The following is a 24,248-nucleotide window of genomic DNA, read 5'->3' on the forward strand; positions in this document are numbered from 1 at the left end:
GCAAATAAAAACTGTGTAAGTACTGTACTAAGCTACAATAGCTTAGAAGCAGTATCTACACAGTTTTTATATACTAAGACCAAAACTTTTTCTACTAATTTATGGAGTCTCGCTAAGTTCAAATAGAATTTCACCGTGATACTTTCCTAAAGCATTGACTGCCCCAGGTGCGATTTCCAACTTAAGTCCATCACCTGCTGGACTCCAATCCTTGCTAATATCGTATTTACCAGTATCTAGATTTTGAAAAACCGGTAGTGACTGACTATTTAAAATGGTTTCTGTCTTCCCATGCTTATAACGGACTGCATTTTTGAGAGGTGTTTTCCCATCCTCATTTAGTAGTTCCTCCGTCAACTTCACATTTAGCGACCAACCTGGTTTACTTTCTCTAGTATCTGATACAACCAAAGGCAGTCCAATCACTTCAGGGTCGTCGATACGTATCTTCTTGTAAGATGCGACCTGTAAACGAAAGTCGAATGCTTCTGGTGAGGATACATAGGTTAAACGTCCAGTAAATTTATATTCCCAAAAAGCGGTGGAACTATTCACATCTATTAATTCTTTTGGTACAGAAGAATCTACCAGTGTGTATTGTTGTTTTAACTTCGTTATAGTTGCTTGTACTTCTTCTTCTAGAGCTAAATCAATTTTCGTTCCTAGTTCGCGATCAATCGTGATATCTGGATGGATCGTGTCTCCTACTGAATTGACAAATTTTGCTTTAAAATGGACAACTTCTGTTAAGTGATAGCTAACTTCTTCTGATTCTTGGTTGTACTTATCTAATCCCTTTACAAAAATATCGTAACTAGCACCGGCTGGTAATAAAGCTTCAGCGATTGAAAAACTGAATTTACCAGTCGTTTGATCGATTGTAACATCCTTTTCGGAAACCTCTTGATAAACCGCTCCTGCTTCCCCATTTTTCACGATCTTATATTGGAATTTTACTGGGAAGTATTCTGTCTTGAGTGTTCCTTTTACAACTTGTGTCTCGCCAAGCGATGGCCCCTGTTGATTCTCTAATGTTAACGCTGGTTTTCCAGGCATAATAAATTGAACGTCTTGTGAATCAGCAGATTCTACGCCAAAACGGTCCTTCACCTTGATTTTAACCGTATGATTTGTGCCAAAACTCAACTCAGAAGCTGGAATTTTAAACTTATCACCTGCCCCTGATACAGTATCTAACGTATCTGTTTTTGTGCCAATTTCTTGCTCCAGCGTGTTCCACTCATTATCATCTACTTGATACAGCAATACAAGTGGATAATATAACCCCACATGAGCATAGCTTGAGAGTGCTAGTTCGTATTCTGATGCACCATCAATTAAGGTTTTGACAGTTGAATCTAACGTAAAAACAGGCTTTTTCTGATCCATGGATAGCTTAAGGCCTTCTACGTTAGACTTAAGCCCGAATCTATTTGCTGCATAGATATCAAATACATGATTGGCACCTGTTGTCATTGGAATTTCACTTGCTGGTATGACAAAAGAGAATGTTGATTCACCACTCTGCACAACAGTTGCCTGTTTATACTCTGTGGTATCCCATTTTTTATAATAAATAGGTGTTGGTTTAAACTCATCTCTGTCACTCAAGGTTCCTGTTACAATATAGTCTTTGCCAGTTAATAGATCACTGTTTTTATTTAAACTTATGACAGGATCTTGCGCTTCATAGAGTGTATATTCACTTACTGCAGACTCTGATTGCTTGTCTGGATCATCCTTATCTATCAAGGTAAGTTTAATCGTATGTTTCTTATCAGCATTTGGCGTAAGATCAGAAATCGGAAGAGCATATTTAACTTCTCCTCCTGCACCTGCTACATAAGCCTGCAACTTTTGAACTTCTTTTTTTGGTCCTCCATCAATTGAAGCATATAGATAAGAGGTCGAGCTGTCTGAATCCTCCCACTGACCAGTGATGAGATGTTCCGTATCTTTTGTTCTGTTATATACTCCCTCATTTTCATCTAATGCTAGGGAAGGGACAAAACTAATTGCTTTAAGACCAATATTGTAATTATAGCCAATAACTGTTCCTTTAGTAAAATTTTCTATCGGCTGAGTTTTCATTCTAATTGCAGTATCTCCACCGTCTACTCTACCCTCATAAACAACTGTACCAGCTGCGTTGCCATTGAGTTCATCACCTTGAGAATCTATATTGGGAAATCCTCTATACTTCTCTTCTATAAAACTATTCGCGTACTGGTCAACATATTGTCCACCTCTCCAATTCTCTACAGGAGTGTCTGTTTTAAACATATAATTCAGTAAATATACCTTACCTTCCGGCATGTTATCCCTGTCTTCTTCACGCGACATTCTAATTTGTAGTCCTTTTTGAGAACCATATAAACGAATCGGAACGTCATCCTTCTTATAAAGATAAGTATCATAACTTGATCCTAATGCAACTTGCTCGAACGTATTTAGAGAGTCGTTATTTTTGACATAAGTATCTATTTTTACGGAACCAGTTTCTTCATGTGGTTCCATTGTGATTTGTCCTAGAAAATCAATAGCTACGTTTGTTGAAGCTTCGTAACTAGTTTTTAAATCAGTTTGCATCATGTAAGAAGTATTCCCATTAGCTACCTTCTTATACAACCGAACATTTTCAGGTTCTCCTAAGGTTAAAGATTCTGGAGAGCTTCCGTTCTTAAATATAAAATTAAACGGTTTACTCGTCTGTGCACCAATGGCGGCACCAAAAAGTCCTGATATTTCTTCTGCAGTCCCTGGCTCATCCGGGGTCAGTGGGTCCCTTACATCCGGATCAAATAAATAAACGTTGGGTACAACTGGTTGAACACCACCAGGATCATCAACAATCGTCTCCCCTATTCGACCAAAACCACCAAATTGGTATCTTAATTCCGCACCTTCCGGCGTTACTATCTTTCCAGCTCATATTTCTTCAAGGGTGTCCATCCTTTTGAGATTGGATCATCAATATACGCATCATTAGACACTATGTTCTTGTTTTGTCTCACTGTTTTTGTGTCCACCGCTACCTTTTGAGGTTCTGGCGATACAGTTTCATTTGCTTTTATAACAGATAATGTGTTTCTTCCAAATAAGAATACAGCTACTAACAATAAAATAACTATTAATTTTTTTCTCAACTAATATCCCCCCATATTTATTCATAGACAGCGTTCACAACATTTCTAATGCTATTGATTCTGTCTAAGAAAATAAAATAATTATAGAAGAAAAAACATCAGATTGTTTGTTAGCATGTAAAATTGTCTAAAAATGTTATTTACTTCATATAATCGTTCATCTACTATGATACCGTATTATTAATTTTCGTTTTTCCAATAAAAGGATAGACCAAAGAAGCAAATGAAATACATTAAGTAGTAGAGCAGCAACTTTTTTAAGCATATCCATTGAAATCAAACCAAAATTTGTTATCTTATACTTAAAGGAGAGTGAAGAAAATGAAACAACCAATAACATTTATTTCAGTAACAGAACATGCTAAAAAGCAAATGGATTTTTATGTTGACGTTTTTCCACATACTACGATTCAATCTGTTACTTATTATGATGCGTATCCTGAACGTGTCTTGAATGGACAACTAGATTTAAATGGGCCATTACTCTATTTTTTAGAAATGGGACCTGAAAATCCTGTTACCTCTGGTTGGAATCTCTCATTATTTGTAGAAATGGATACTGAAGAAGAATTTGACCACATTTTTTCAGCACTTTCTGCTGAAGGCGTAGTCATGATGGGGCCTGAAGCTGCTGGCATTTTCAAAAAAGTGACGTGGCTGACTGATAAATTTGGTATTACTTGGCAGTTAGTGTTTGCTGGTAAATAGAAAAGCCGCTTCCTACTTTATCTAGTATGGAAGCGGTAAATTAGATTTAATTTTAATGCTCAAGTCAGTGCTTGCAGCATCCGATTTTTCTTTTTACACAAACTATTGACGCTTAAATTCGACCTCAGTATTGCCATAATGAAGTAGCAACAAATCTGCTTGATCATATCCTGGGTAATCAAAAACCACCTGATAATACTGTTTTCCATCTTTTTCATCCGTGCTAATTTCTCTTAGCAAATAACGCTCTTCTTGACCATTGATTGTAGCTTGCAGCCAGATATCATCTATATCGACTAATTCATTAAACCTCTTATCACTCGTTGTCATCACAAACGAATTTGGATACACCAGCCCCGACACTATTTCTGACCATGAAGGATCAGTTGGAGCAAAATCAAGCGCATCAAACGACTTGATTTTCGACGTATCAATCGGCAATTCCCACATACCTTGAAGCTCTTCAAATATTTTCCCTTCTTTTCCTTCATGAGATCCTGGACTATCATCCATAGGATACATCGCAGTTAAACGATTAATGACAATTACTGCATTCTCCAATGCTGGTACATTCCCATCACTTGCGCGAAGTCGATAAGTCAATTCTAACTGATTTGTGCTATGATCAAAATGAGAATCAGATACAATTGAATGAAACAGATTCAAATTCTCATGTGATTCTGACAAACCACTTTTCAAATCAACCAGATAACGGCCATCACCATTTTTAAGTGCAAAATTCACCCCATAATTATCAAGCGTTTTATCAGTGAATTTTGACTTTCTTGGAACTTCGATCGTAAAATGCAGACCTATTTCATTTTGATCTGCATAAACTTCATTTAGCTTGATTTCAATCTCTTCATTTTTTGCTTTTGTACTTTGTTGCGTGACAAAGCCTTTATCTTGAAGCGTCTTAGAGGTGAATTGTCCGAGGTGCAAAAAATTAGTTACGGCTTTACCAATTGGCGTAAAGGCTAATGAAAGTCCTAATAAGAGGATCGCTGCAAATACAATGAATGGCAGAATTTTTTTCTTTTTAGGGTGCACGTGTTTCTTTTCTTGAGAGATTGTTTGGTATGCTGTATCGAATGCTTGACGAGCTTCTTGAGAGACTGATTGAGTTTCTTTCATTGTCTTATTCAACTCTTCTTCAAAATCTTTCATTTTACTGTTCCTCCTTCAGATCCAATATATTCTTTTTGCAATAATGCTCGCCCTCGAGCTAAACGAGATTTGATCGTTCCAGTGGGTTCAGTTAAAATCTCACTGATTTCCTTTACCGAAAAACCATTGTAATAATACAATACAAGAGGAATCCGATAAATTGGTTTTAGCCCAAGCAGTAAGTCATTCATTCCTAAATGCTCTGTCTCTTGCCTATCAACTAAAAATGGATAATCCTCTATATCAAAAGAGGGTTCCAAGTTCAATGACTTCTTACAGTGATTGATCATTATTCGACATATCCAAGTATTGAAATATTTTGGATTTTTAAGTTGATCCATTTTTTGGTACGCAGTGATCACCGTTTCTTGCAGTACATCTGCTATATCTTGTTCATTCGATAAAAACCGTCTAGCCATATTATAAAGTACTATTTCGTACTCTTGAATCAATTGAATAAATGCCTCTTGATTCCCCTTTTGAGCCTTTTTAACTAAAAACACATCGTTTGCCAAGTAAAATACTCCCTTCATCTCCAACAGTTAATTTGAACCTTCTATCTATTAGAGTCTAAAAAAACGTAAATGGTTGCATCAAAATTATAAAATAGTTACATTTATATAGACAGTACTATATTTTAGGAAAACATAAATAAAGGATAAGGCAAATAGTCAGCGCTATTTGCCTTATCCTTTAGCCTATTTTTTTATTTAGCTGTTTTCCTGCGATTTAGAATATATACTCCTACAGCCGCCATGATTACTGCCAAACCAGCAAGTATAGTACTATTGCTCTCTTTACTTCCTGCCTTAGGTAGCTGTTCTTTTGCTTGAGCTTTAGAAGCGTTCAAAAGTACTTTATCTACTTTCGGTTGTTCCTTCGTTTCTTTTACTGGTATCCGCTCACCTTCTGCGTGCCCATTTGGTTTAATTTCCTCTTTTACAGGCTTATCTTGGCGTACTTCTACCTCTTTACCAGAGATTTCAGGCTCTAGTGGTGGAACTTCTGTTACTTCCACGCTCTCTGGATCAATTGGTTTGATTTCTTCCAGTTTAGTTGATTCATCTTCGATCGTTTCAACTTGTTCATCAACGCGGATTTCCGGCTGTTCTTCTTTCGCTTCTTTTAATTCTTCTTCTTGGCTTTCTTTTGCTTTTTCTTCCTCGATCGGCTGAATATCGACTAATTCATTCGATTCGTCTTCGATGATTTCAGTTTGCTCATCAACGTGGATTTCTGGCTGTTCTTCTTTCGCTTCTTTTAATTCTTCTTCTTTCGTCTCTTTCGCCTTCTCTTCCTCGATTGGTTGAATATCGACTACTTCATTCGATTCGTCTTCGATGATTTCAGTTTGCTCATCAACGTGGATTTCTGGCTGTTCTTCTTTTGCTTCTTTTAATTCTTCTTCTTTCGTCTCTTTCGCCTTCTCTTCCTCGATTGGCTGAATATCGACTACTTCACTCGATTCGTCTTCGATGATTTCAGTTTGCTCATCAACGTGGATTTCTGGCTGTTCTTCTTTCGCTTTGTTTAACTCTTCTTTCGTTTCTTTCGGTTGTTCTGGATCAAGCGGTGTAATCTCTTCTAACTGACCTGATTCATCTTCAATGATCTCTTCTTGCTCAACAGGGTCTTTTATTCGCTCATTTTCGTCACCTGTGGCATTACCATCTAAAAAGATATTCTTCACTTTATATGTTGTCGTTTCATTTATTGCTTTTTCATAATAAAATTGATAATCGATTTGACAATCGTTCGTAAAGTTTGCTTGTTTTTTTCCAGCTTCGGTTATCGTTGCTGTGTACATAATTGAAAATGAAGCCAAGCGTGCTTTTTCACGATAGATTCGAATAACAAAAGCGTTGTCTGCTCCAAATTCTACTGTACCATATCCTTGATTTACAAATTCTTCTAAACTTAACGCTGATCTGCCTAAATAATTATCAACAGTAAATATAAAACTATCTTTATTTAGCACTTGGCCTCCACCGGATCGATCGGTCAAAACAATATCGTTACCTAGTTCGCTTTTATTCAAATTAGCATTTAGAAACCAACGAATTTGACCTGATTTCCCTAAAAGATCTCCAGTTTTATAAAAGAAGGGTTTCTCCCCTTCAACGCCACCACCGGTATGTCCTTTGACGATAATATTTGGTACAGTGATCGATGTGCCCAAATTTACTGGTATTTCTTTCACTGTATTTTCTGCAACATTTTTTACGCGCACACCAAAAGTAAATTCACCACGGACATGAGCCAGCTGATTTACTTTTTCATTAAATGTAGCAATTACTTTATCTTTATAGACACGGACTATTCCTAATCCATTTAAATCAATTTCACGTGGTGTATTATCAGAATCCACAAGACCTTCAAGCTCTTTTGGCAACGTTAAAGTCAATGTATCTCCAGCCTTTAACTTTGCATCCGCTTTTTCACTAAAGGTTACTCGAATAGACGTCAGTTCGCCATCTGATAATTCGGTTTTATCAAAATGTATCCCATCAACAAAGCCTCCACTACTTAATTCAGCCGCCAATGACGGTTGGCTAAATCCAACTGCTCCTAAGAACCCTACAAACATTACGACACACCATGATAATTTTTTTAACATCTTTTATACATCGTCCCTTTCTTTGATTGATATAGACCAATATGTATTTTTTATTGCTAGTATGAAAAGCAACTTTTTTGATGTTAAACAAAATATCAACTCGTGTCAAAGTATATACATTTTAGATTAAATTATAATGATTGTTATTTTTATCAGTTACTTTTTCTAACAAAATTATTAATTATCAATTGATAATTTCAAGAAAAATAATTTCTATACTTAGATTTATTGCTCAAAAAAATATATTGACACAACAGTCTTTAGATACGAGAAGTAAGAAGGAATTTAAGGTAAATTCTTTTCAAATTCATCGAATGACTAGCTTCTTTATGATTAACAGTAGCAAAGCGACCTTTAGTGATTGGTTATACCGTTTATTGGGCTTTAGAATACAAAAAACAGGCTTGAGACATAAGTCTCAAGCCATTTGTACTTGCTCTTCATTTTTGATTCACTCATTTAGATAATCTATAGCTTATTTCAAATAGCGCTAATCACATAAACAAAGAGTAGGGTTTTTAGCAACAGCCTATTTTTAAGCTTCACATTACTGACTTAATTAACTATTTCTCGTGTGTAAGTCCCTGGTACCGCTCCTTTATATCCTGACATAAATAACTCAGTGCTGTTATATCTAGTATCGTTCGGTCCAATCCAAGCACCTGAATATGGCAATGTATTTTTACTTTCTAATCCTGGGCCTCCATACCTATCATAAAGCAAGGTGTTTCGACCTAAAACCAGCGTGTCTAAAGAAGCACAGCCTGTAAACATATTATCCTTTCCGGCACTTGTCAACATTGCTGTATCGAAGTTGGATAAATTTACAGTTTCTAGAGACTTACATCCATAAAACATTTTTTGCATATCCTTGGTATGTCTTGTATTAAAACTCGACAAGTCTAATGTTTTTAATTTAGTTAATCCGTAAAATAGACGTGGCATATGAGTAACGCTTCCTGTATTAAAATTCGATAAATCTAAACTTGTTAAATTGGACGATGACCTAAACATATCCGACATTAATCTCACATTACGCGTATCTAATTTCGTCACATCTAAATTAGTGATAGCCTTTAATTCCGAAAACATATCTGCCATATTCGTGACTCTACTTGTGTTTAAATGAGAAACATCTAAATGTTCTATTTTAGATAATCCAGAAAACATTAATTGCATATTCGTTACATTGACTGTATTCCATGAAGACATATCCAATTCAGTTAAGTTTGAACACCACGCAAACATTAAACTCATATCCGTCACTTTACTTGTATCAAATGTTGAAACATCCAATTCTTTGATAGAGTGAAGACCTACAAACATACGCCGCATACTCGTAACGCCACTTGTATCCAGTCTGTCCAATCCCTCAATGCTTTCCAACTTATTTAAACCTCCAAATAAGCCTTCACCAGAAGTTAGTTCTATACTATCCCCAGCAATAACGATCTTCTTAATTTTTTCTCCATCTAATCGAGACTCTATTACATCTTGGATCGTCATTGATTTAGCAGTATTTGGAAACACTCCGCTGCCAAAGGTTAATACATTATCTATTCTGTCAAAGCTCCATTCAGAAGTGCCATAGGTTCCTTTGATTGGCCGAGTGTCTTTAAATTTTATTTTTATTATATTACTTTCTTCATTTTCAACAGCTAAAGAAAACTGTGGATATTCAAATCTCTTTGTCATACTAGAAGGAACTGTTTTAGTATCAAAAGCAGGATTGAATTCTTTTTTCAAATAACTTTTCTCACTATTTTTATTTCCTTTACTTAATAACGGGTAGCCATGAATAGATTCATCCGCTTCTTTTAAGGTAACTAATTGCTCCCCATACTTTGTTATATGCAAATTGTTTCTATAATTTTCATTAATATGATAAACAGAAATCCCTTCACTTCCGTTAAACTTCCGGCGTCCTTCATCAAAACCAAATATCTGTCTATTTTCAATTAAATAGTATTCTTTTTCACTTTTGACACCTTCTTTGAAGATTGGTAATTTATATATTTTGAAGTTCTCATCGCGGGCATCCACTGTTGAAATTTCTTGTTCACTTTCAATTGTTTCTACTGGGAACCCGAGTTGAGCTTTAGAATAAGCGTCAAAATGTACAGGATTAGCTCCTTCATAATCCTCAGGTTTAGCCACCATGTTATTCCCTGTTGTTCCCCAACCTCCTTGTGCCATTAAACTATGATAACCTAAGCCATATCCTGTGTTAGCGGTTCTAGGTCCATATAAATCAGGCAATCCTAAATCATGTCCAAACTCATGAGCCATTAGACCAATTGGGCTAGATACAGCTATAGACTTGAAGGTGGAAGTTGGACCAAGTGGAACATCAATGACCTCAAATACATTCTCTCCTATTGCTACATAGCCATTCTCAAAACGTATCCCATTTTTGGATTGAATTGTTGAATAACTCTTATGCCCCCATACAGTATTCATTGTAGCCCGACTCGCTGAAGCCTCATATCCAGCAAAGACAAACATCACATGAAGTTCATTTTTATCCAAGAGTCCGTTATTATTTTTGTCATAAGCAGATACGTCTATATAATCTTCAGCCTGTTGTAAAGCTTTTTCCATATATGACTTTTCCGGAGACGTGTTTCCAATTCCTGGGTTAGGATGATCTTCATTCAATGAAACTCTAACGATTCCTGGCGCTTCGTTATATTGCGTCGTTGTAGCTGGCAACAAATTGATTCTATTCTGAGTTGCTTCATTGTAATAATTTTTCAGTGTTTGTCTTTTAGACGCCTCTCCAAAAAACTTTTCATGCCACTGTTCAATACTCGTTGGTTTCTCAACAGCCGTTCCAGTATGGTAATGATTCAATTTCTGATTATTAAATTCAACTAAAACCACTAATAAATTTTGATCTTTAGTTAATGATAGTGGGCCTGACGTTAACGTTCTACTTTCTTTTTGTAGCGGTGTTTCAACTGTGTTTAGTTCTTCTTCAGTCAATGCATCTATCGGCTTTTCATCAATTAAATACTTCTTACCGTTTGTTTGTGCGCCCGTTCTGTTTCTCTTCATTTGTGCGTACTGCCAGTAGCCATCCTCTCCCTGTATGACAACAACCTCTGTTTTATCCGCAACAACATAATTTAGATACTCATCACCTTTGAGTTCCCCTTCAAAGGTTTTTCCATCTGGTTGCTCAAAGGTTATTTTTCCTAAATGCGGATTGGCTGGCGCCGCATAACCATTTGAAAAACCTGTCAAAAACAACAAAAGACTAAAAATACCCCAACAGATTAATTTATATTTCCTTCTTTTTTTCATCTCTTTCTCCCAACTTAAATGATATTATAATCCCTATCTTCTTAGGACTATGCATTTGTTTTTTTCTTACTGGCATCTAATCACTTTGAACTCAACTTTACTTTTTTTCCATCCCATTCCCCTTTATGAAGTAGTCAAATAGAGTAGCATACCATTTTTTATAAAAATGACATACTACTCTATATTATATATAGTAACAAATTTCTAAATAAAATAAAATTTCACTTTTGATATATATCAAATATTTAGAATAAATATTTTTATATATAAACATTTAATTCAAACATAATAATTAAAATATTCTAAAATGTAATCACCATAATACACACAAACAATATTTACCCTTCACTAGACTTCTACTTCTCAAAAGTAAACCTATACCCTAAGACTCTATTTCCTTGCGTATTACTATATTTTTTTTCAACTTTCAAATGTTCAAAATACATACTTAACTCTTCAATTGACGGTTTTAAAATCTTTTGGTCGATTTGTCCGACTTGATAATTTTTAGGAATTCCAAGTAAAAAAGATAGCTTTTTGAGCGAAACTTCCCAATAGCCTGTTTTTTCAGCCTGTTTTAACAAACGATAAAGATTTTTAGCATACTTTTTCTTCAACGAAATAAATTCTTCTAAAGAAAAACAGGTAGCGTTTCTGTTTACTTGGTTCAAAAGACAAGTGAACTTTGGATTGAACTGTGCTCCAACTGCTTTTTCTTCTTCAAAAAAGGTAAAATTTTCAAAAATGGCGAAACTCTCCAACCCAACTTGCTCATCATCTGTATACATATGAATATAATTAGAATCAACCAGTTTTTGGTACATGCTTTTTAAATCGTTCAAAAATCGCGTATTAGACGTTGATCCATAATTAGCCAATTGTTTCAATTCATCCCATTTTAAATAGATTTGCTGATGTTGCTCCTCTTTTGTTTTGCTTAGCATAGAGAAAAAAAGATTGAATTCATTCGCATTAAAGGCACCTAATGAGACCGTATTCAGTTCATTTTTATATTTCACATATTCGTTCATGATCAGAGCTCACTTTCTACTGCTTATTTGAACGTCATTATAGTCAGTTTCTTTTTAAAAAGCAATAAAAAATACAAAAAGGTACTGATATCTCCCCATAAAATGTGCACTTTTCAAAAAACACATAGCACTTAAACCTTTGCTATGCCTTACTTTCGAACATCTTAATGATATTTTCTATTTTTTCCCAACCTGACAAGGTTGAAATGCGATGCTATTCTTTGGAAGTAATTTAAAACACAACGGAAGGAAGTTTTTTCATGAGTAAATCTATTATTATTGTCGGTGCAGGCCCAGGAGTTGGCTATGAAACGGCTAAAAAATATGGTAATGAAGGGTATAAAGTAGGCTTGATCAATATTTTAGAACCTGTTTTAGTAGAATTGAAAGAGGAATTGGAACAAGAGGGTATTACTGTTTATTATGAAACTGCTGATGCCAGTAACACAGAAGCGCTAAATCAAGCAATTGATCGTCTAGTGAAACAGCTTGGCGGCTTGACTACGTATTTCTATAACGTTCCTGGTCCGCTAGGCAAATCATATATGCCGATGACTGAGGCACCTGAATCGTTATTCTCTTTGTTTTTACAATTAAGAGTAACTTCTGTCTTAAGTTCGGTGCAACATGTGATGCCTTATTTAGAAGAAAGTCACGGGTCTGTTTTGATTTCTAGCGGCCAATCAGATCGAATCGCTTATCCCTATACTGGGATCATGGGAACCGCACAAGCAGCGTTGAAAATGTTGATGACTCATCTAAGTCAAGAGTTAAAGGAAAAGGATATTTTTGTCGGTTACTTCCCATTAGATAATCCGCCTTTGATCACTGATGAGAAAAAAGAAGCGAAGCGTGAAGATTTACCGGGCGGATTTGAGTTAACAAAAGAAATGAGAATCACTGCAAAAGATGTAGCAGAAAAAATCTTCAAAGAAGATGCACGTAGAGAAAACTTTGATGTTCGAATCAAAAAATAGGATCGGACAGAAGTGTTTAATCCCGAGAAATAAGTAATCGATTCGTTATAATTTTTTTGAATAACTAACGATTCCCTACGCAAGCATTTCAGGCACATCAACGACTTCTATCTCAGCTTTATAGTTGAAATAAAAAATGACGATAATCCATTATCTGAAAATTTATTATATCAAAAATGTACTATCGCAATTAGTTTGTTTTTCATTTTATACTATTTTTTCAATACTTTATGAAAAAACAAACATTATTGCATTTATTTGATTATAAATTTAAACTACGTTAAACTTTTAGAGAGTTCACTTTAGCTTACATTATTCTATAATCTTATTTTTTAGATATAATTTTTATTTCATAAAAAAGAGGGAGCGATGATCGATGTGTACAAGTGTTACGATGACAACGAAAGATCAAACTGTTTTATTGGCTAGAACAATGGATTTTGCGGTTATTTTAGATGCTGAACCAACCTTTATTCCAAGAAAGAAATTTGTTTTTGCAAATGACAAAAGCGATGATCATAAAAATGACTTTGCCTTTGTTGGAATGGCTCGTCAAATGGATAATGGTGAATTTGTTTTTGCCGATGGCTTAAATGAAAAAGGACTTTCTTGTGCTGCGCTTTATTTTTCTGGTTATGCAGAGTATAACAGTCAAGATCGCGATAAAAAATACTCTTTAGCTCCTCACGATGTTGTCCCATTTTTACTTTCCAACTGCTCTACTATTGAGGATGTAACTCGGACAATGGAAAATGTTCAAGTTGACAATACGGCGCTAGACTTTTTAGGCATCGTCTTACCTCTTCATTGGGTCATTACGGACAATACTGGTAAAAGCATCGTCATTGAGTACACGGAACAAACGTTATACATTCATGAAAATACAATCGGTGTCATGACGAATAGCCCTGACTATAAGTGGCATACTACAAATTTAAGAAATTACATTGGTCTACAACCAGATCAAAAAACAGAAGTACATTTAAAAGATATGGTAATGAAACCGTTTGGTGAAGGTGCTGGCGCATTTGGTCTTCCTGGTGATTTTACACCGCCATCAAGATTTGTCAGAGCCGTTTTCTTAAAAAATTGCTTACAGGATACTCAGTCTGAGCTAGATGGCGTTACTTCTTTGTTCCACGTTCTTGCCAATGTTGATATTCCTAAAGGTGTTGTAAAAACAACGCAAGCCTATGACTATACGCAATATACATCGGTTATGGTGAATAGCTCGCTGAATTACTACTACAAGACCTACAATAATCAACGGATCCGCTGCATTCAGCTAGATAATGAAGATTTTGATGCCACTTCTGGTAAAATTTGGTCTAATGGAGATTCAGAGGACATCTTATATAGAAATAGAAGATAAGTACTTGTTAAAAAAGAGGAAAAGCCAACAAAACTAGGCAGTTTTGTTGGCTTTTCCTTTTTTGTCCATATGATATACTCCCTGAATTTTGCAACACCAAGCATGGTAAATATGCTTACTTTCATTTTATTTATATAACAAAACTGTTAGCTCCTTGTTCGTTACACTCAGTTTATTTTCATCTATAATACTCGTAGAAAGGGCTGATTAATATGAAAAAAATAATAAGCATACTAGCACTGTTAGTTATTGGTCTGATTTTTTACAAAGGATTTGGCTATTATCAAAGCACTTATGTCGGAACCGAAACCTATGCCTTGATTCCTGAAACAGTACCTACAAGATCTGAAACAAAAGATGATTCTGGTGCGCTAGTAAAAAACTCTCATGACCAACAGCTTTACTCTTACGATTACTCATTAAACGGCGTTACAAAAAAAGGCGAAAAGCGAACGCTTAAATTATCGATCACTGACTTAGATCCTAAACCACTGATACCAAACTCCTTTATCAAAGTGACCGCTTCAAAAAAACGTGTTTTAGATAGTCCAGTACAGGTCTCTGAAAATGAATTACCTGATAGCGTTAAAAATAGCTTGTTACAATAGTACATTTCTTATATAGGAAGATACTCGACTTTATTTAAACTCACCAAACCTGTTCCCTTCATTAGTTTCGTTACATAAATCAGTCTCATTCTGATTTATGTAACAGCTGATAACACTTAGTTTTATTTATTTTTTGAACAGGCGAAGCACATTTAGTCTTTTTGTCTCGTTCCTATAATCTGCTCTCTCTTTTCTTTTGTGTTGATACAATTCGTATCATGTTGATTTATCAAGGTTTCTAGGGCGTATCACGTAAACATTATAGCAAATAGTCAAACCATTTATTATCTTTTTAAATTAAAAAATCATTCAAAAACTCGTAAAATCTACGAAATTTTTGAATGATTTTATCTGTTCTTTACTATTTATCTCATACTCTCACACATTCATTTTTCTACCAGCCATCCATTTGATCATCTCAGGATCTGCGTGGGAGAAGAATTGGCTTTCCCCTTCATTCAATGTAGCAATTGCTGCCTTGTCTTCTTCTGTTAGTTCAAAATCAAATACAGCCAAATTTTCAGCCATTCGCTCTGGTTTTACCGATTTTGCTAGAACAACGACCTCTTGCTCAATCAACCAACGAACAATAACTTGAGCTACAGATTTATGGTATTTTTCACCAATAGCTATCAAAATCTCATTTGTAAAAATCCCATTTCTTCCTTCTGCAAATGGCGCCCATGCTTCTGGATGATACCTTCTGCTTTTAAGGCTTCGATATTTTTTGTTTGCTGATTGAAGGGATTGATCTCGATTTGATTGACTTGGGGCACTACTTTATTAAACTCAGCTAAATCTACTGCTCGATCCACCGCAAAATTTGAAACACCGATTGCACGGATTTTCCCAGCTTCTTGCAGTTCCTCCATTGCCCGCCATGCACCATAAACATCATTATACGGCTGATGCAATAACAATAAGTCAACATAGTCCAAACCCAACCGGTCAAGTGAACGCGTAAATGATGCTTTAACGCCTTCATAAGAAACATTTTCTACCCAAATTTTAGTAGTAATAAATAATTCTTCACGAGGAACGCCTGCAGCTGCAATCCCGCGACCGACTGCCGCTTCATTCAAGTACGATTGAGCTGTATCGATATGACGATAGCCTGCTTTGATTGCAGCGACCACGGCTTGTTCTGCTTCTTTAGGATCTGTAATTTGATAGGTACCAAAACCTAAAATAGGTATTTCTATCCCGTTATTCAATGTGACAGTTTGCATTTTTATTTCCTCCTTCTCATTTCATGACAAGAACACTATAAACTACGGAGTCAACTTCATAGCAAGTAGTTTGCATTTACTTTTTATGTTTTACTCTCCAAAGCTCTTCTACATTCTCTGAAGTAAGCTCTCCTGATTTAAATTTGGCGATATGTTCGTCATAGGTATCGATTTTGTATTGGAGTAAATCACGTGTTTTGGTCATCTCTTCTAATTTTCCAGTGATCTCTTGTAATTGATCTTGCAAGATTTGTTTTTGAGCATTTTCAACATTTCCACCGAGTTGAGAAAGTGTGGCAAATTCAATTAGAGACTCGATCGATACTCCTGCATGACGCAAGCTTTTCGCTAGATAAATCCAATTCAGATCTCTTGTAGTATAGATACGGTAGCCATTTTTGTCCCGTTTGATTGGTGGGATCACACGACTCGTTCGTAATAACGAACGGTGTCTGTCGTTAGACCAAACATTTCAGCTGCTTCTTTACTGTTCAACTTACGTTCCTCCTTTGCTCACTGATTACAAATTCGAAAAATCATGATTGATGATTTCGACTAATGTAAATGTATCATCCTCAAATTCAAATTTCAAAATACAGCAATTACTTAGTGGTTTCTTTTGATCTATGTCACTTGTATGCGCCCAGTTTCTCATAAATTGACGACAAGCGGCACCGTGAGAAACCGCTAAGACCGTTTCCCCTGCTTCTTTCATTAGTTCTTGTAATGTCTGAGAAACCCGTTCTCTAAATTGAAATTCTTCTTCCCCACCATAAGCCACAAAAAATCACCATATGGTAATGACGGGTTCAGAGACTCACTCTCTGATTCAAAACGGCCAAAATTCCATTCTTTCAAGCCTTTTACTCTTTTGTAAGGCTGATCTGTTACTTGTTCTAAGGTATCACTTGCCCGTTCAGAAGTTGATGCATATGCGCTGTCAAAAGTGATATTCTGATTCTTAAAATAATTTCCAGCGATTTGTGCTTGTTTGATCCCTTTTTCTGTAAGAGGTGAATCGCACCAGCCTTGGATTTTTTTCTGTTGGTTGAATAGTGTTTCGCCATGTCTCATTAGATATAGTGTTTTAGTCATCGTCTTCTCCTCATTTCTATTCGTTGTATTTATCATAAACCATGAAGTGGACTCCAAGGCAAGTAAAAAAAGCTAAACAACTTAAGTTTAGCTCTCTTCTCCCTTTTTGAGTAATCTTCCGTTGGCGTGCCAGGAACCATACATTTCTTTCATCATTTTAATGCATTATCTCAACTTTAATAAATGATATAAAAAGAATCGATGCATTTTTTACTGTTCTAGCTCACTGCAAAATTGTTGCATTATAGATTCTTTTTCTATGATGTTTTGGTGCTGTCATTTAATCATCATTGTCTTTTGACTTAACAACTTCTTCAAAGTTAATTCTTTGTTTTTTTCTCTGTACTCCTATATAGCCGATCAAAAGAACAGCTGTAGCAAGGGAGATATAGAAGGATACCCTTTGAATAGTTGTTCCTTCATACCAAAAAGTCAATCGACCATTTCCTTCTACAAAAACTTCAGAAAAGCCGTAGGGCTCTTGACATTTTTGAATCTCGCTGACTGTGCCGCTTCCCTCTACCTTTACTTTATATCCTTTGTAATAAATAATTGGGAAAATTAGTTTGGTTCTTTCCTTGGCTTTGAAATCGAGAGTCATTACGTTGTAGACCCGCTTCATATTATCAACGGGAGTCTCTTCAGGTAGTATAATTAACGTATGAGAATCCATCAGATACTTAAAGCCACTAGGTAGATATTCTTGCCCATACCCAAGTTGCTGACCTTTTAATTTTGAAAATGAAGAATAAGCTATTCTTCTATCCTGTTGTAAGAGATCTGTTCTCAAATTATGCTGATAGTAAAAAGTATTAACTGTTAACAGACATAGAATAGCTGGTATAAACCATTTTTTCCCATTAACTTTTTTAGGCAGTAGCTCCTCTATAGTATCTGCAGTTACCCAACAGATGCCAAGTGTCACGATAATAAAATAGCGCCATGGAAATTGAATCATATTTAGAATCGTATGGTTTAATAATTGATTTGGAAATAGCGTCGTTGCCATGATAAAAAAGGCTATACTTATTCCAATAATTTGCTTATTCAGCTTATTCAATTGTGTAAATCTTAGTATATACAACAAAAGTAAAATCAAAACGAATAATCCCAAATTATTAAAACCTTGGTTTCTCCATGCAGTGTTTACATAACTTAATAGAGGCTCAGCTGTTTTTCCAAGGTAAAACATAGTTCTATCCTGAAATGCAAGTTTTTGAAACTGGATTTGTTCAACCATCGGAAAAAGGGACAGTGCCACTAAAAAAATCGTACTAATAGCCGCTACTATAATGTAAAGAATTCTTTGTTTTTCCTTCATCAGCTTCTTTATATTCAATATCAAGAAAATTAAAATGAAAAGGATAAAAATAAAAGAAGTAATCATATGACTAAAAAATAGCAAAGACATCCCAATAGTTAGAATATAAAACTGTTTGTAATTACCAGACACAATTTTAATAATTCCAACAAACGCAATTGGCAAAACCATAAAAGCCAAGGTCTCACCTAAAGCCGCACGATATAATACATCGCATAACCTATAAGAAGATAGACCATACAATAAGGCAAACAAAAAACTTTTATTCCTTACTTTGTTTACAGAATAAAAAGAATGGTAGGCAATCACAAAGGTAAAGAAGTTAATTATTACCATATATATAACGTAAGCCTGCGCTGTAGAAAGACCGCTTATTCTAAGTAGAGCAGCTGGATATAGTAATATGTCTGGATAAAATATACTAGAAATATAGCCCATCCCTTGAAGAAAAAAATAGTTGATTTTTGGAAAATAATCTCCATTCGAAATAGCTAAGTAGAGCCCTTCAATTCTCCCTAAATGAAACTCTAAATCATCTCCAAGAAACATTTTTTGATTTTTAATTAACGTGAAATAAATGGTAAAAATACTTAAAAATAGAAATAGACAATACGTACCTATTAGATAATATTTTCTTGTACGATCACTTAGTTGACTAGTGAATAAATTCATAGGTAAACTCCTTATAGATTTAGCAGTAGTAAAACTTTGTATAGTTTCCTCTCTGATACGGTTTTACTTTTCTTCATCAATAACATCTACAATATAAAAATAGATATTTTTTAAAATCCCTTCTGGATTGTACTGAACTGACAAAACTTTTTGCAGTTCATTTCTTTCTTTTGCAACGCTTGAATCGTCATACAAAACAATTATTTGATTGCTAAGATTATCTTTTTCCTTTTTCGCTAATGTATGAAATTCCTCTAATTTCTTATTGATCTGCTTAATATTAGTTACTTGTCCTATACCTGTAATTAATTGATCGAAAGTATCATTAAGTAATTTTCCTTCTTTTGATGTATCGTTTATAACGACTGATTGATTTTTTAGCGTTACCTGTTCATTCTCTCGATTAAACACATATTCGAATTCCATCGTAGTATATAAAACTAATTCCTGCTCTTCTTTATATTGACTGACAATTTTTAAATAGAGCGTTTCACCTTGTGCTGCTATAAAATAATCAGGTTGATCCGCATAGATTTCTTCTGTCACAAAATTTTTATCAAAAGTAATCGTCATATCCTTGTAGTATTCTGGAAGTGAGACCTCAAACTTTTCTTTTAACAGCTTATTAAATTTTTGTTCATCTAACTTACCATAATCATGTTTTCCAAAAGGCTTTTCTCTCTTTTCTTGCCAAAAAAGCGGTTTATCTAACGCATTTAGAGTTGTATGTCCATTAGCTTTGGTACAACCACTTAAAGCAATTAGAGCAAATAATAAAAATAGTAATTTTTTCTTCATGATGCTCTCCTTCTGAATCCGTTGTACAATATATTTATATGTCATTTAGGCAGATAAATCGTTTGTGGTTTTTCGTTTTTAAATTGTTCCTGATTAAAGGTTAAAACAACATCACTTGTATCTTGTAAAGAAAATACCCAGATCCCTTCCATTGTTTCTCCTTTGATTATCGTTCTTTCGCTAGCTAATGCTAGTTCACTTAAATCAAGATCTTGATTGTCATCAGCTATTTTTTCTGGCGTAAGTTTTATTCCTTTTTGCTCAGCAATAATATATGACTGAATTTCCTTTGGTATCACATTATCATTTCCCAAATTAGTTAATTGGTAGTGTAGTACTAATTTTTTATTTTTTTCATCTTCTAATAGAGTCATCACACCATCAATAGTAAACGTAAGGTTATCGTTTTTCACTTCTACAGTATCTCCATCAGATTTTTCTAGTTCAGAACTATTAGTGCTGTCATTGTTTTCTTTACTTTTAACCTCAGCTAATGTTTCAACACTCTCATCAATGATTATGGACCTTTCTTTATAATCTCCATCATTTGCTGAATAAAAGATTAATTCTACAAAACCATGCTCTGTTTCTACATAGTAAAAATGAGCCCAAACATCTTTTTCCTGAAAAGTAGTATTTAGGGTATATTTAATAGCTTTATTTTTATTTATTTCATATTCCTTCATATATATGCCATCTAACTCTTTATAGCCATAGCGCTTTTGCAACTCTAATCTTGTTTTTGATGCAAAATCTTTTAAATCAACGGTTGATTTTAAGTAAGTCATAATAAACATGCTCGAATTACTTCTTTTGTCTTCTGCTCCAAAAATAGCTTTTTTATTGAATTTTTCTTGAAAAGAATCAACCTTCTCCCATTTCGCAGGAAGTTGAAACTGATAGGTTACTCCTTGTCCTTCAATTGTTGTTTTTTCTCCAGACAGCTTTTCCGAACATCCTATCAATAGAATGAAACAGAAAATAGGCAAAAAAAACATGCTAATCTTTTTTTTCATTTTATAGTCCTCTCATCCTTCATTTTAGCTCTCAATATCTTATGTTCTCTCCAATGAAGTACTAAGAATATGCTGATACAAAAGACAAAGAGACAGGTACCAATCCTAAATCCTTGAGGTAGGAAAATAAATTCCACCTTGTGCTTACCTTTTGGAACCTTTATTGCCAAAAATGCCTTATTAAAGGAGTTAATCTTCGTTTCTTTATCATCAATGTATGCTTTCCATCCTTTGTCGTATGGAATTGTCGTTAGAAGTAATTCTTCTTTCATGCTCACATCAAAAGAACCGGATGCTTTTCTACCTTCAACCTTAAAATCGACACCCTTTTCTTTTAAAGATTCCACTACCTTATCAAAAGCCTTTGTGTCTAAAATCAGTCCATCTGGTCGAATTAACTTTACAACTGGTACCCCTCTAAAACTTGCTTTTATCGTCACATTCGTTGGTTCCTCATAGTAACCGACATTAAAATATTGACCAGATCTTGGCATTTCTGCCGTTCGAACAACACCATTTACTTCAACATCTACCACAGCATCTCTCATTATGCTACTGTCTTCAGCTAATAAGCTAATATAAGCTTGAGAATATGCTGGCACTTCTAAACTCCAAGTAATATTTTTATCACTTGCCGGTCTTTCTTCTGAGTAATACACAACATCTCCATCGTATTCAGTAATTAGATTTTCTGTGTCGATCTCTTTTGGTTGCTTAAAATAAAATAGTTTTTCATTCGTATCTGCTAAATAATTCAATAAATCTTCTTGACTCTTATTTTGTCCTTTTTTGTAAACTTCTTTACTCGTTCTTATTGCAAGTGGTAACGCATTACTATTTTTATATAGTGTATACGCACCTTGACTTTGTTCCTTTTCAAAACCATATTTCATCGGCTTATCTTTTGATATATTGTATTTGATTCCTAACAGAGTATCCATCAACAATGTGTTGTTTGGTAATCAATATACAAGTTTGAACCTGTCGAACGGAAGCCTAAATCGTTTAAATAGCTAGATGAATTTCGATTACGAATTGAAGAAAACATGGTAACACCACTATAACCATAGTTAAAACTCTCATTTTGAGAAACTGGATTTAAATTAGCCATTCGATAAAATTGCTTGTTTTCCTTTTTGGTTTGATCAACTAGACTAGATATATCCTTATAATATTGACTATATAACTCACGTTTAGGATATCCCCAATCACTACGAACTCCTTCCAATATTTTGCCCGTATTAATAAATATCTCACAAACAAGTACAAGCATGATCCCAAAATAAAAAATAGTCTGTTTTCCTTTAATTTTTTTCAAGGCTATAAACAAAATTACATAAATAATTACAAAGACAATTGAGTATATAAGTGATTCTCCACTAATATAGCTATAGCGTTTCTTATTGGAAGCGATCACAGTTAAAATAAATATTGCGATTACAGCGATTCCTATATTTATAAGCGTATGCTGATCTTCTTTTTCAAACTTCTCTAGCCCAAAGGCTGCAAGCATTAAAACCAAAAATGATAATAAGAAACTAAATCTGAATAAAAACATGTTTGGTGAATGTAATCCGTGCCAAAATAGATTTAATGGTTGAATGTAGACACTGGCAATTAAAATCACTCCAATGCTCCCATAAAAAAGTTTATTTTTTAATGGAATTTTTTTAGTTGAAAAATAGAACAGACAAAACAGTAATGGAATTAATCCTATATAAATAAACGGAGCTGCTTCATATTTTGATGTATCATATACACCTACCATGCTTTTAGCGATGATATCCCAGATTCCAGTATCTGGGGTTAGTATTTGAGAAATGGTAGTCAAACTTTCCCCATTACTTTTCAAATCAAAAACAGTAGGTAAAATAGTTACCATAGAAGCCCCACCTGCAAGTAACGATACAACTAAGTATAATCCCAAACTTTTTTATACCTCTGCCAATCAGTGAACATGCGAGCAAGGAAATATAAAAAAGAAAAAACCCCTACCATGAAAGCCATATAAAAATTGGATAGAAACAGGAGCAAATAACTGGCAAATAACAAACCAGACTTCTTTGATCCATCAAGCGATCAATTCCTAAAATAATTAGTGGTAAGAAAACCATAGCATCTAACCACATAATCATTGGTGAATAAGAAACCGTATAGGACATCAATGCAAAACAAACACTCAATCCCACTGTTATCCACTTAGAGAGTTTGAATGTTTGATTGCTATAAATCCAAAACGTACCACCCATCGCCCCAAATTTGAGTAATGTAATACAATACATCGCATCAGGAATTTGACTATTGTGAAATAAGCCGACAATTGGCGTAAATAAACCATTTAAATAATAAGCCGCTAATGACCAATAATTTAACCCCAATGAGCCACTCCAAGTATAAAAAATACTTTGCTTCCCTTGTAGCACATTATTCAGGCTAGCGTAGAAATTAGAGAACTGTGCAAATGCATCACTAGCCAATAACGTTGCATCGCTGCCAAAATAAATTCCCTGCCGATAGTAGGAAATACCTATAATTAGAATCGGCAAAACGATGCTTAAGGTCATAGCCCAAACATTTTCTTTCAAGAACATCGTTATTTTTTTCATAGAACCTCAACTTTCTTCTACTCTCTATATAAATACTATTTTATATGACCTATTCTATTGAACGGGTAATATCTCCAACCAACAACCCCTTCAATCTGAGTTCGATTTATCAGCCCCAAACTACGACTATCGTTGGAGTGACTTCTGTTATCTCCTAATACAAAGTATTTGTCCTTTGGAATTTTGTGTTGTTTCTCTAAAATCATAGCTACACCATCTGTCACGGTTATTTCCTCACGCTTTTTATGCCCATTCTCCAAATAACTGACGCGTAAAGAGTTTCCCTCCAATGCTAAAGCATCTCCTGGCATCCCTACTACTCGTTTCACATAAGATTCTTGCGGATTATCTTCTGGCTTAAGCGTAATAATATCCCCTCTTGTTGGTATTTTTCCTTTCTTCACAATAATCTTATCTCCCTCTTCTAATGTGGGAAACATTGATATACCATTCACTAAATGAGTCCTAAATAAGACTAGAAATAGCACACAGATTAAAATTAAAATCAAAAATATAGTATTTTTTTTACTTACTATAGAAAAAATTTTTTTCAACTTCCTTTGTTTGGTCATTTTTCAT

Annotated in this window: 15 protein-coding genes and 5 pseudogenes; 4 read left to right on the plus strand and 16 right to left on the minus strand. The window is 34.6% G+C overall.

Annotated features, from left to right (window positions below; translation table 11 throughout):
- Positions 1-99: 99 nt before the first annotated feature.
- Positions 100-2,592: a hypothetical protein gene (locus tag V192_RS0106150; protein WP_029948148.1), complete on the minus strand. Its 2,493-nt coding sequence runs from the start codon at positions 2,590-2,592 to the stop codon at positions 100-102.
- A 323-nt stretch (positions 2,593-2,915) separates the two neighbouring features.
- Positions 2,916-3,146 (minus strand): hypothetical protein, encoded by a 231-nt coding sequence (locus V192_RS0106155; RefSeq protein WP_025870016.1) that lies wholly within the window; start codon positions 3,144-3,146, stop codon positions 2,916-2,918.
- Positions 3,147-3,467: 321 nt separating this feature from the next.
- Between V192_RS0106155 and V192_RS0106160 the strand changes: the two genes are divergently transcribed.
- The gene (locus V192_RS0106160) at positions 3,468-3,854 is read left to right on the plus strand and encodes a VOC family protein (RefSeq protein ID WP_025870019.1); all 387 of its coding nucleotides are present in this window, start codon (positions 3,468-3,470) and stop codon (positions 3,852-3,854) included.
- 102 nt (positions 3,855-3,956) lie between these two features.
- Here V192_RS0106160 and V192_RS0106165 read toward each other — a convergent pair whose 3' ends face one another.
- The 5 genes from V192_RS0106165 to V192_RS0106185 form a co-directional block, all read right to left on the minus strand.
- A complete protein-coding gene (locus V192_RS0106165) occupies positions 3,957-5,021 on the minus strand; it encodes a DUF4179 domain-containing protein (protein WP_025870022.1) in 1,065 nt (354 codons plus the stop codon).
- Positions 5,018-5,536 carry a sigma-70 family RNA polymerase sigma factor gene (locus V192_RS0106170; protein ID WP_025870024.1) on the minus strand — a complete coding sequence of 173 codons (519 nt, stop codon included), beginning with the start codon at positions 5,534-5,536 and terminating at the stop codon, positions 5,018-5,020. Before V192_RS0106170 ends, V192_RS0106165 begins: the two co-directional genes overlap by 4 nt.
- A 191-nt stretch (positions 5,537-5,727) precedes the next feature.
- The gene (locus tag V192_RS19460; protein ID WP_025870027.1) at positions 5,728-7,638 is read right to left on the minus strand and encodes a collagen binding domain-containing protein; all 1,911 of its coding nucleotides are present in this window, start codon (positions 7,636-7,638) and stop codon (positions 5,728-5,730) included.
- A gap of 555 nt (positions 7,639-8,193) precedes the next feature.
- The gene (locus V192_RS0106180) at positions 8,194-10,944 is read right to left on the minus strand and encodes a BspA family leucine-rich repeat surface protein (protein ID WP_025870029.1); all 2,751 of its coding nucleotides are present in this window, start codon (positions 10,942-10,944) and stop codon (positions 8,194-8,196) included.
- A 356-nt stretch (positions 10,945-11,300) separates the two neighbouring features.
- Positions 11,301-11,975: a replication initiation protein gene (locus tag V192_RS0106185; RefSeq protein WP_025870032.1), complete on the minus strand. Its 675-nt coding sequence runs from the start codon at positions 11,973-11,975 to the stop codon at positions 11,301-11,303.
- A gap of 260 nt (positions 11,976-12,235) precedes the next feature.
- Between V192_RS0106185 and V192_RS0106190 the strand changes: the two genes are divergently transcribed.
- The 3 genes from V192_RS0106190 to V192_RS0106200 all read left to right on the plus strand — a co-directional run bounded on the left by V192_RS0106190 (position 12,236) and on the right by V192_RS0106200 (position 14,932).
- Positions 12,236-12,952: an SDR family NAD(P)-dependent oxidoreductase gene (locus V192_RS0106190; protein ID WP_025870034.1), complete on the plus strand. Its 717-nt coding sequence runs from the start codon at positions 12,236-12,238 to the stop codon at positions 12,950-12,952.
- Positions 12,953-13,328: 376 nt separating this feature from the next.
- Positions 13,329-14,324 (plus strand): linear amide C-N hydrolase, encoded by a 996-nt coding sequence (locus tag V192_RS0106195; protein ID WP_025870037.1) that lies wholly within the window; start codon positions 13,329-13,331, stop codon positions 14,322-14,324.
- Positions 14,325-14,536: 212 nt separating this feature from the next.
- Positions 14,537-14,932 carry a YxeA family protein gene (locus V192_RS0106200; RefSeq protein WP_025870039.1) on the plus strand — a complete coding sequence of 132 codons (396 nt, stop codon included), beginning with the start codon at positions 14,537-14,539 and terminating at the stop codon, positions 14,930-14,932.
- Positions 14,933-15,310: 378 nt separating this feature from the next.
- Here V192_RS0106200 and V192_RS19465 read toward each other — a convergent pair.
- The 9 genes and pseudogenes from V192_RS19465 to lepB form a co-directional block, all read right to left on the minus strand.
- Positions 15,311-16,161, minus strand: a pseudogene (locus tag V192_RS19465) (aldo/keto reductase).
- Between the two features lie 76 nt (positions 16,162-16,237).
- Positions 16,238-16,656: pseudogene (locus V192_RS19470) on the minus strand (MerR family transcriptional regulator).
- Between the two features lie 25 nt (positions 16,657-16,681).
- A pseudogene (locus V192_RS19475) lies at positions 16,682-17,256 on the minus strand (histidine phosphatase family protein).
- A 280-nt stretch (positions 17,257-17,536) separates the two neighbouring features.
- Positions 17,537-19,249: a glycosyltransferase family protein gene (locus tag V192_RS0106220; protein WP_025870041.1), complete on the minus strand. Its 1,713-nt coding sequence runs from the start codon at positions 19,247-19,249 to the stop codon at positions 17,537-17,539.
- A 63-nt stretch (positions 19,250-19,312) separates the two neighbouring features.
- Positions 19,313-20,047 carry a hypothetical protein gene (locus V192_RS20850; RefSeq protein ID WP_025870043.1) on the minus strand — a complete coding sequence of 245 codons (735 nt, stop codon included), beginning with the start codon at positions 20,045-20,047 and terminating at the stop codon, positions 19,313-19,315.
- A 41-nt stretch (positions 20,048-20,088) separates the two neighbouring features.
- Positions 20,089-21,063 carry a DUF5067 domain-containing protein gene (locus tag V192_RS0106230; RefSeq protein ID WP_025870045.1) on the minus strand — a complete coding sequence of 325 codons (975 nt, stop codon included), beginning with the start codon at positions 21,061-21,063 and terminating at the stop codon, positions 20,089-20,091.
- Positions 21,060-22,945 (minus strand): annotated as a pseudogene (locus V192_RS19485) (YfhO family protein). Before V192_RS19485 ends, V192_RS0106230 begins: the two are co-directional and overlap by 4 nt.
- A 29-nt stretch (positions 22,946-22,974) precedes the next feature.
- Positions 22,975-23,669: pseudogene (locus V192_RS22565) on the minus strand (YfhO family protein).
- Positions 23,670-23,704: 35 nt separating this feature from the next.
- The gene (gene lepB / locus V192_RS19490) at positions 23,705-24,241 is read right to left on the minus strand and encodes a signal peptidase I (RefSeq protein ID WP_025870048.1); all 537 of its coding nucleotides are present in this window, start codon (positions 24,239-24,241) and stop codon (positions 23,705-23,707) included.
- Between the last annotated feature and the right edge of the window lie 7 nt (positions 24,242-24,248).

Source organism: Enterococcus crotali (assembly GCF_000633635.1).
In the GTDB taxonomy this organism is placed as follows: Bacteria; Bacillota; Bacilli; order Lactobacillales; family Enterococcaceae; genus Enterococcus_L; species Enterococcus_L crotali.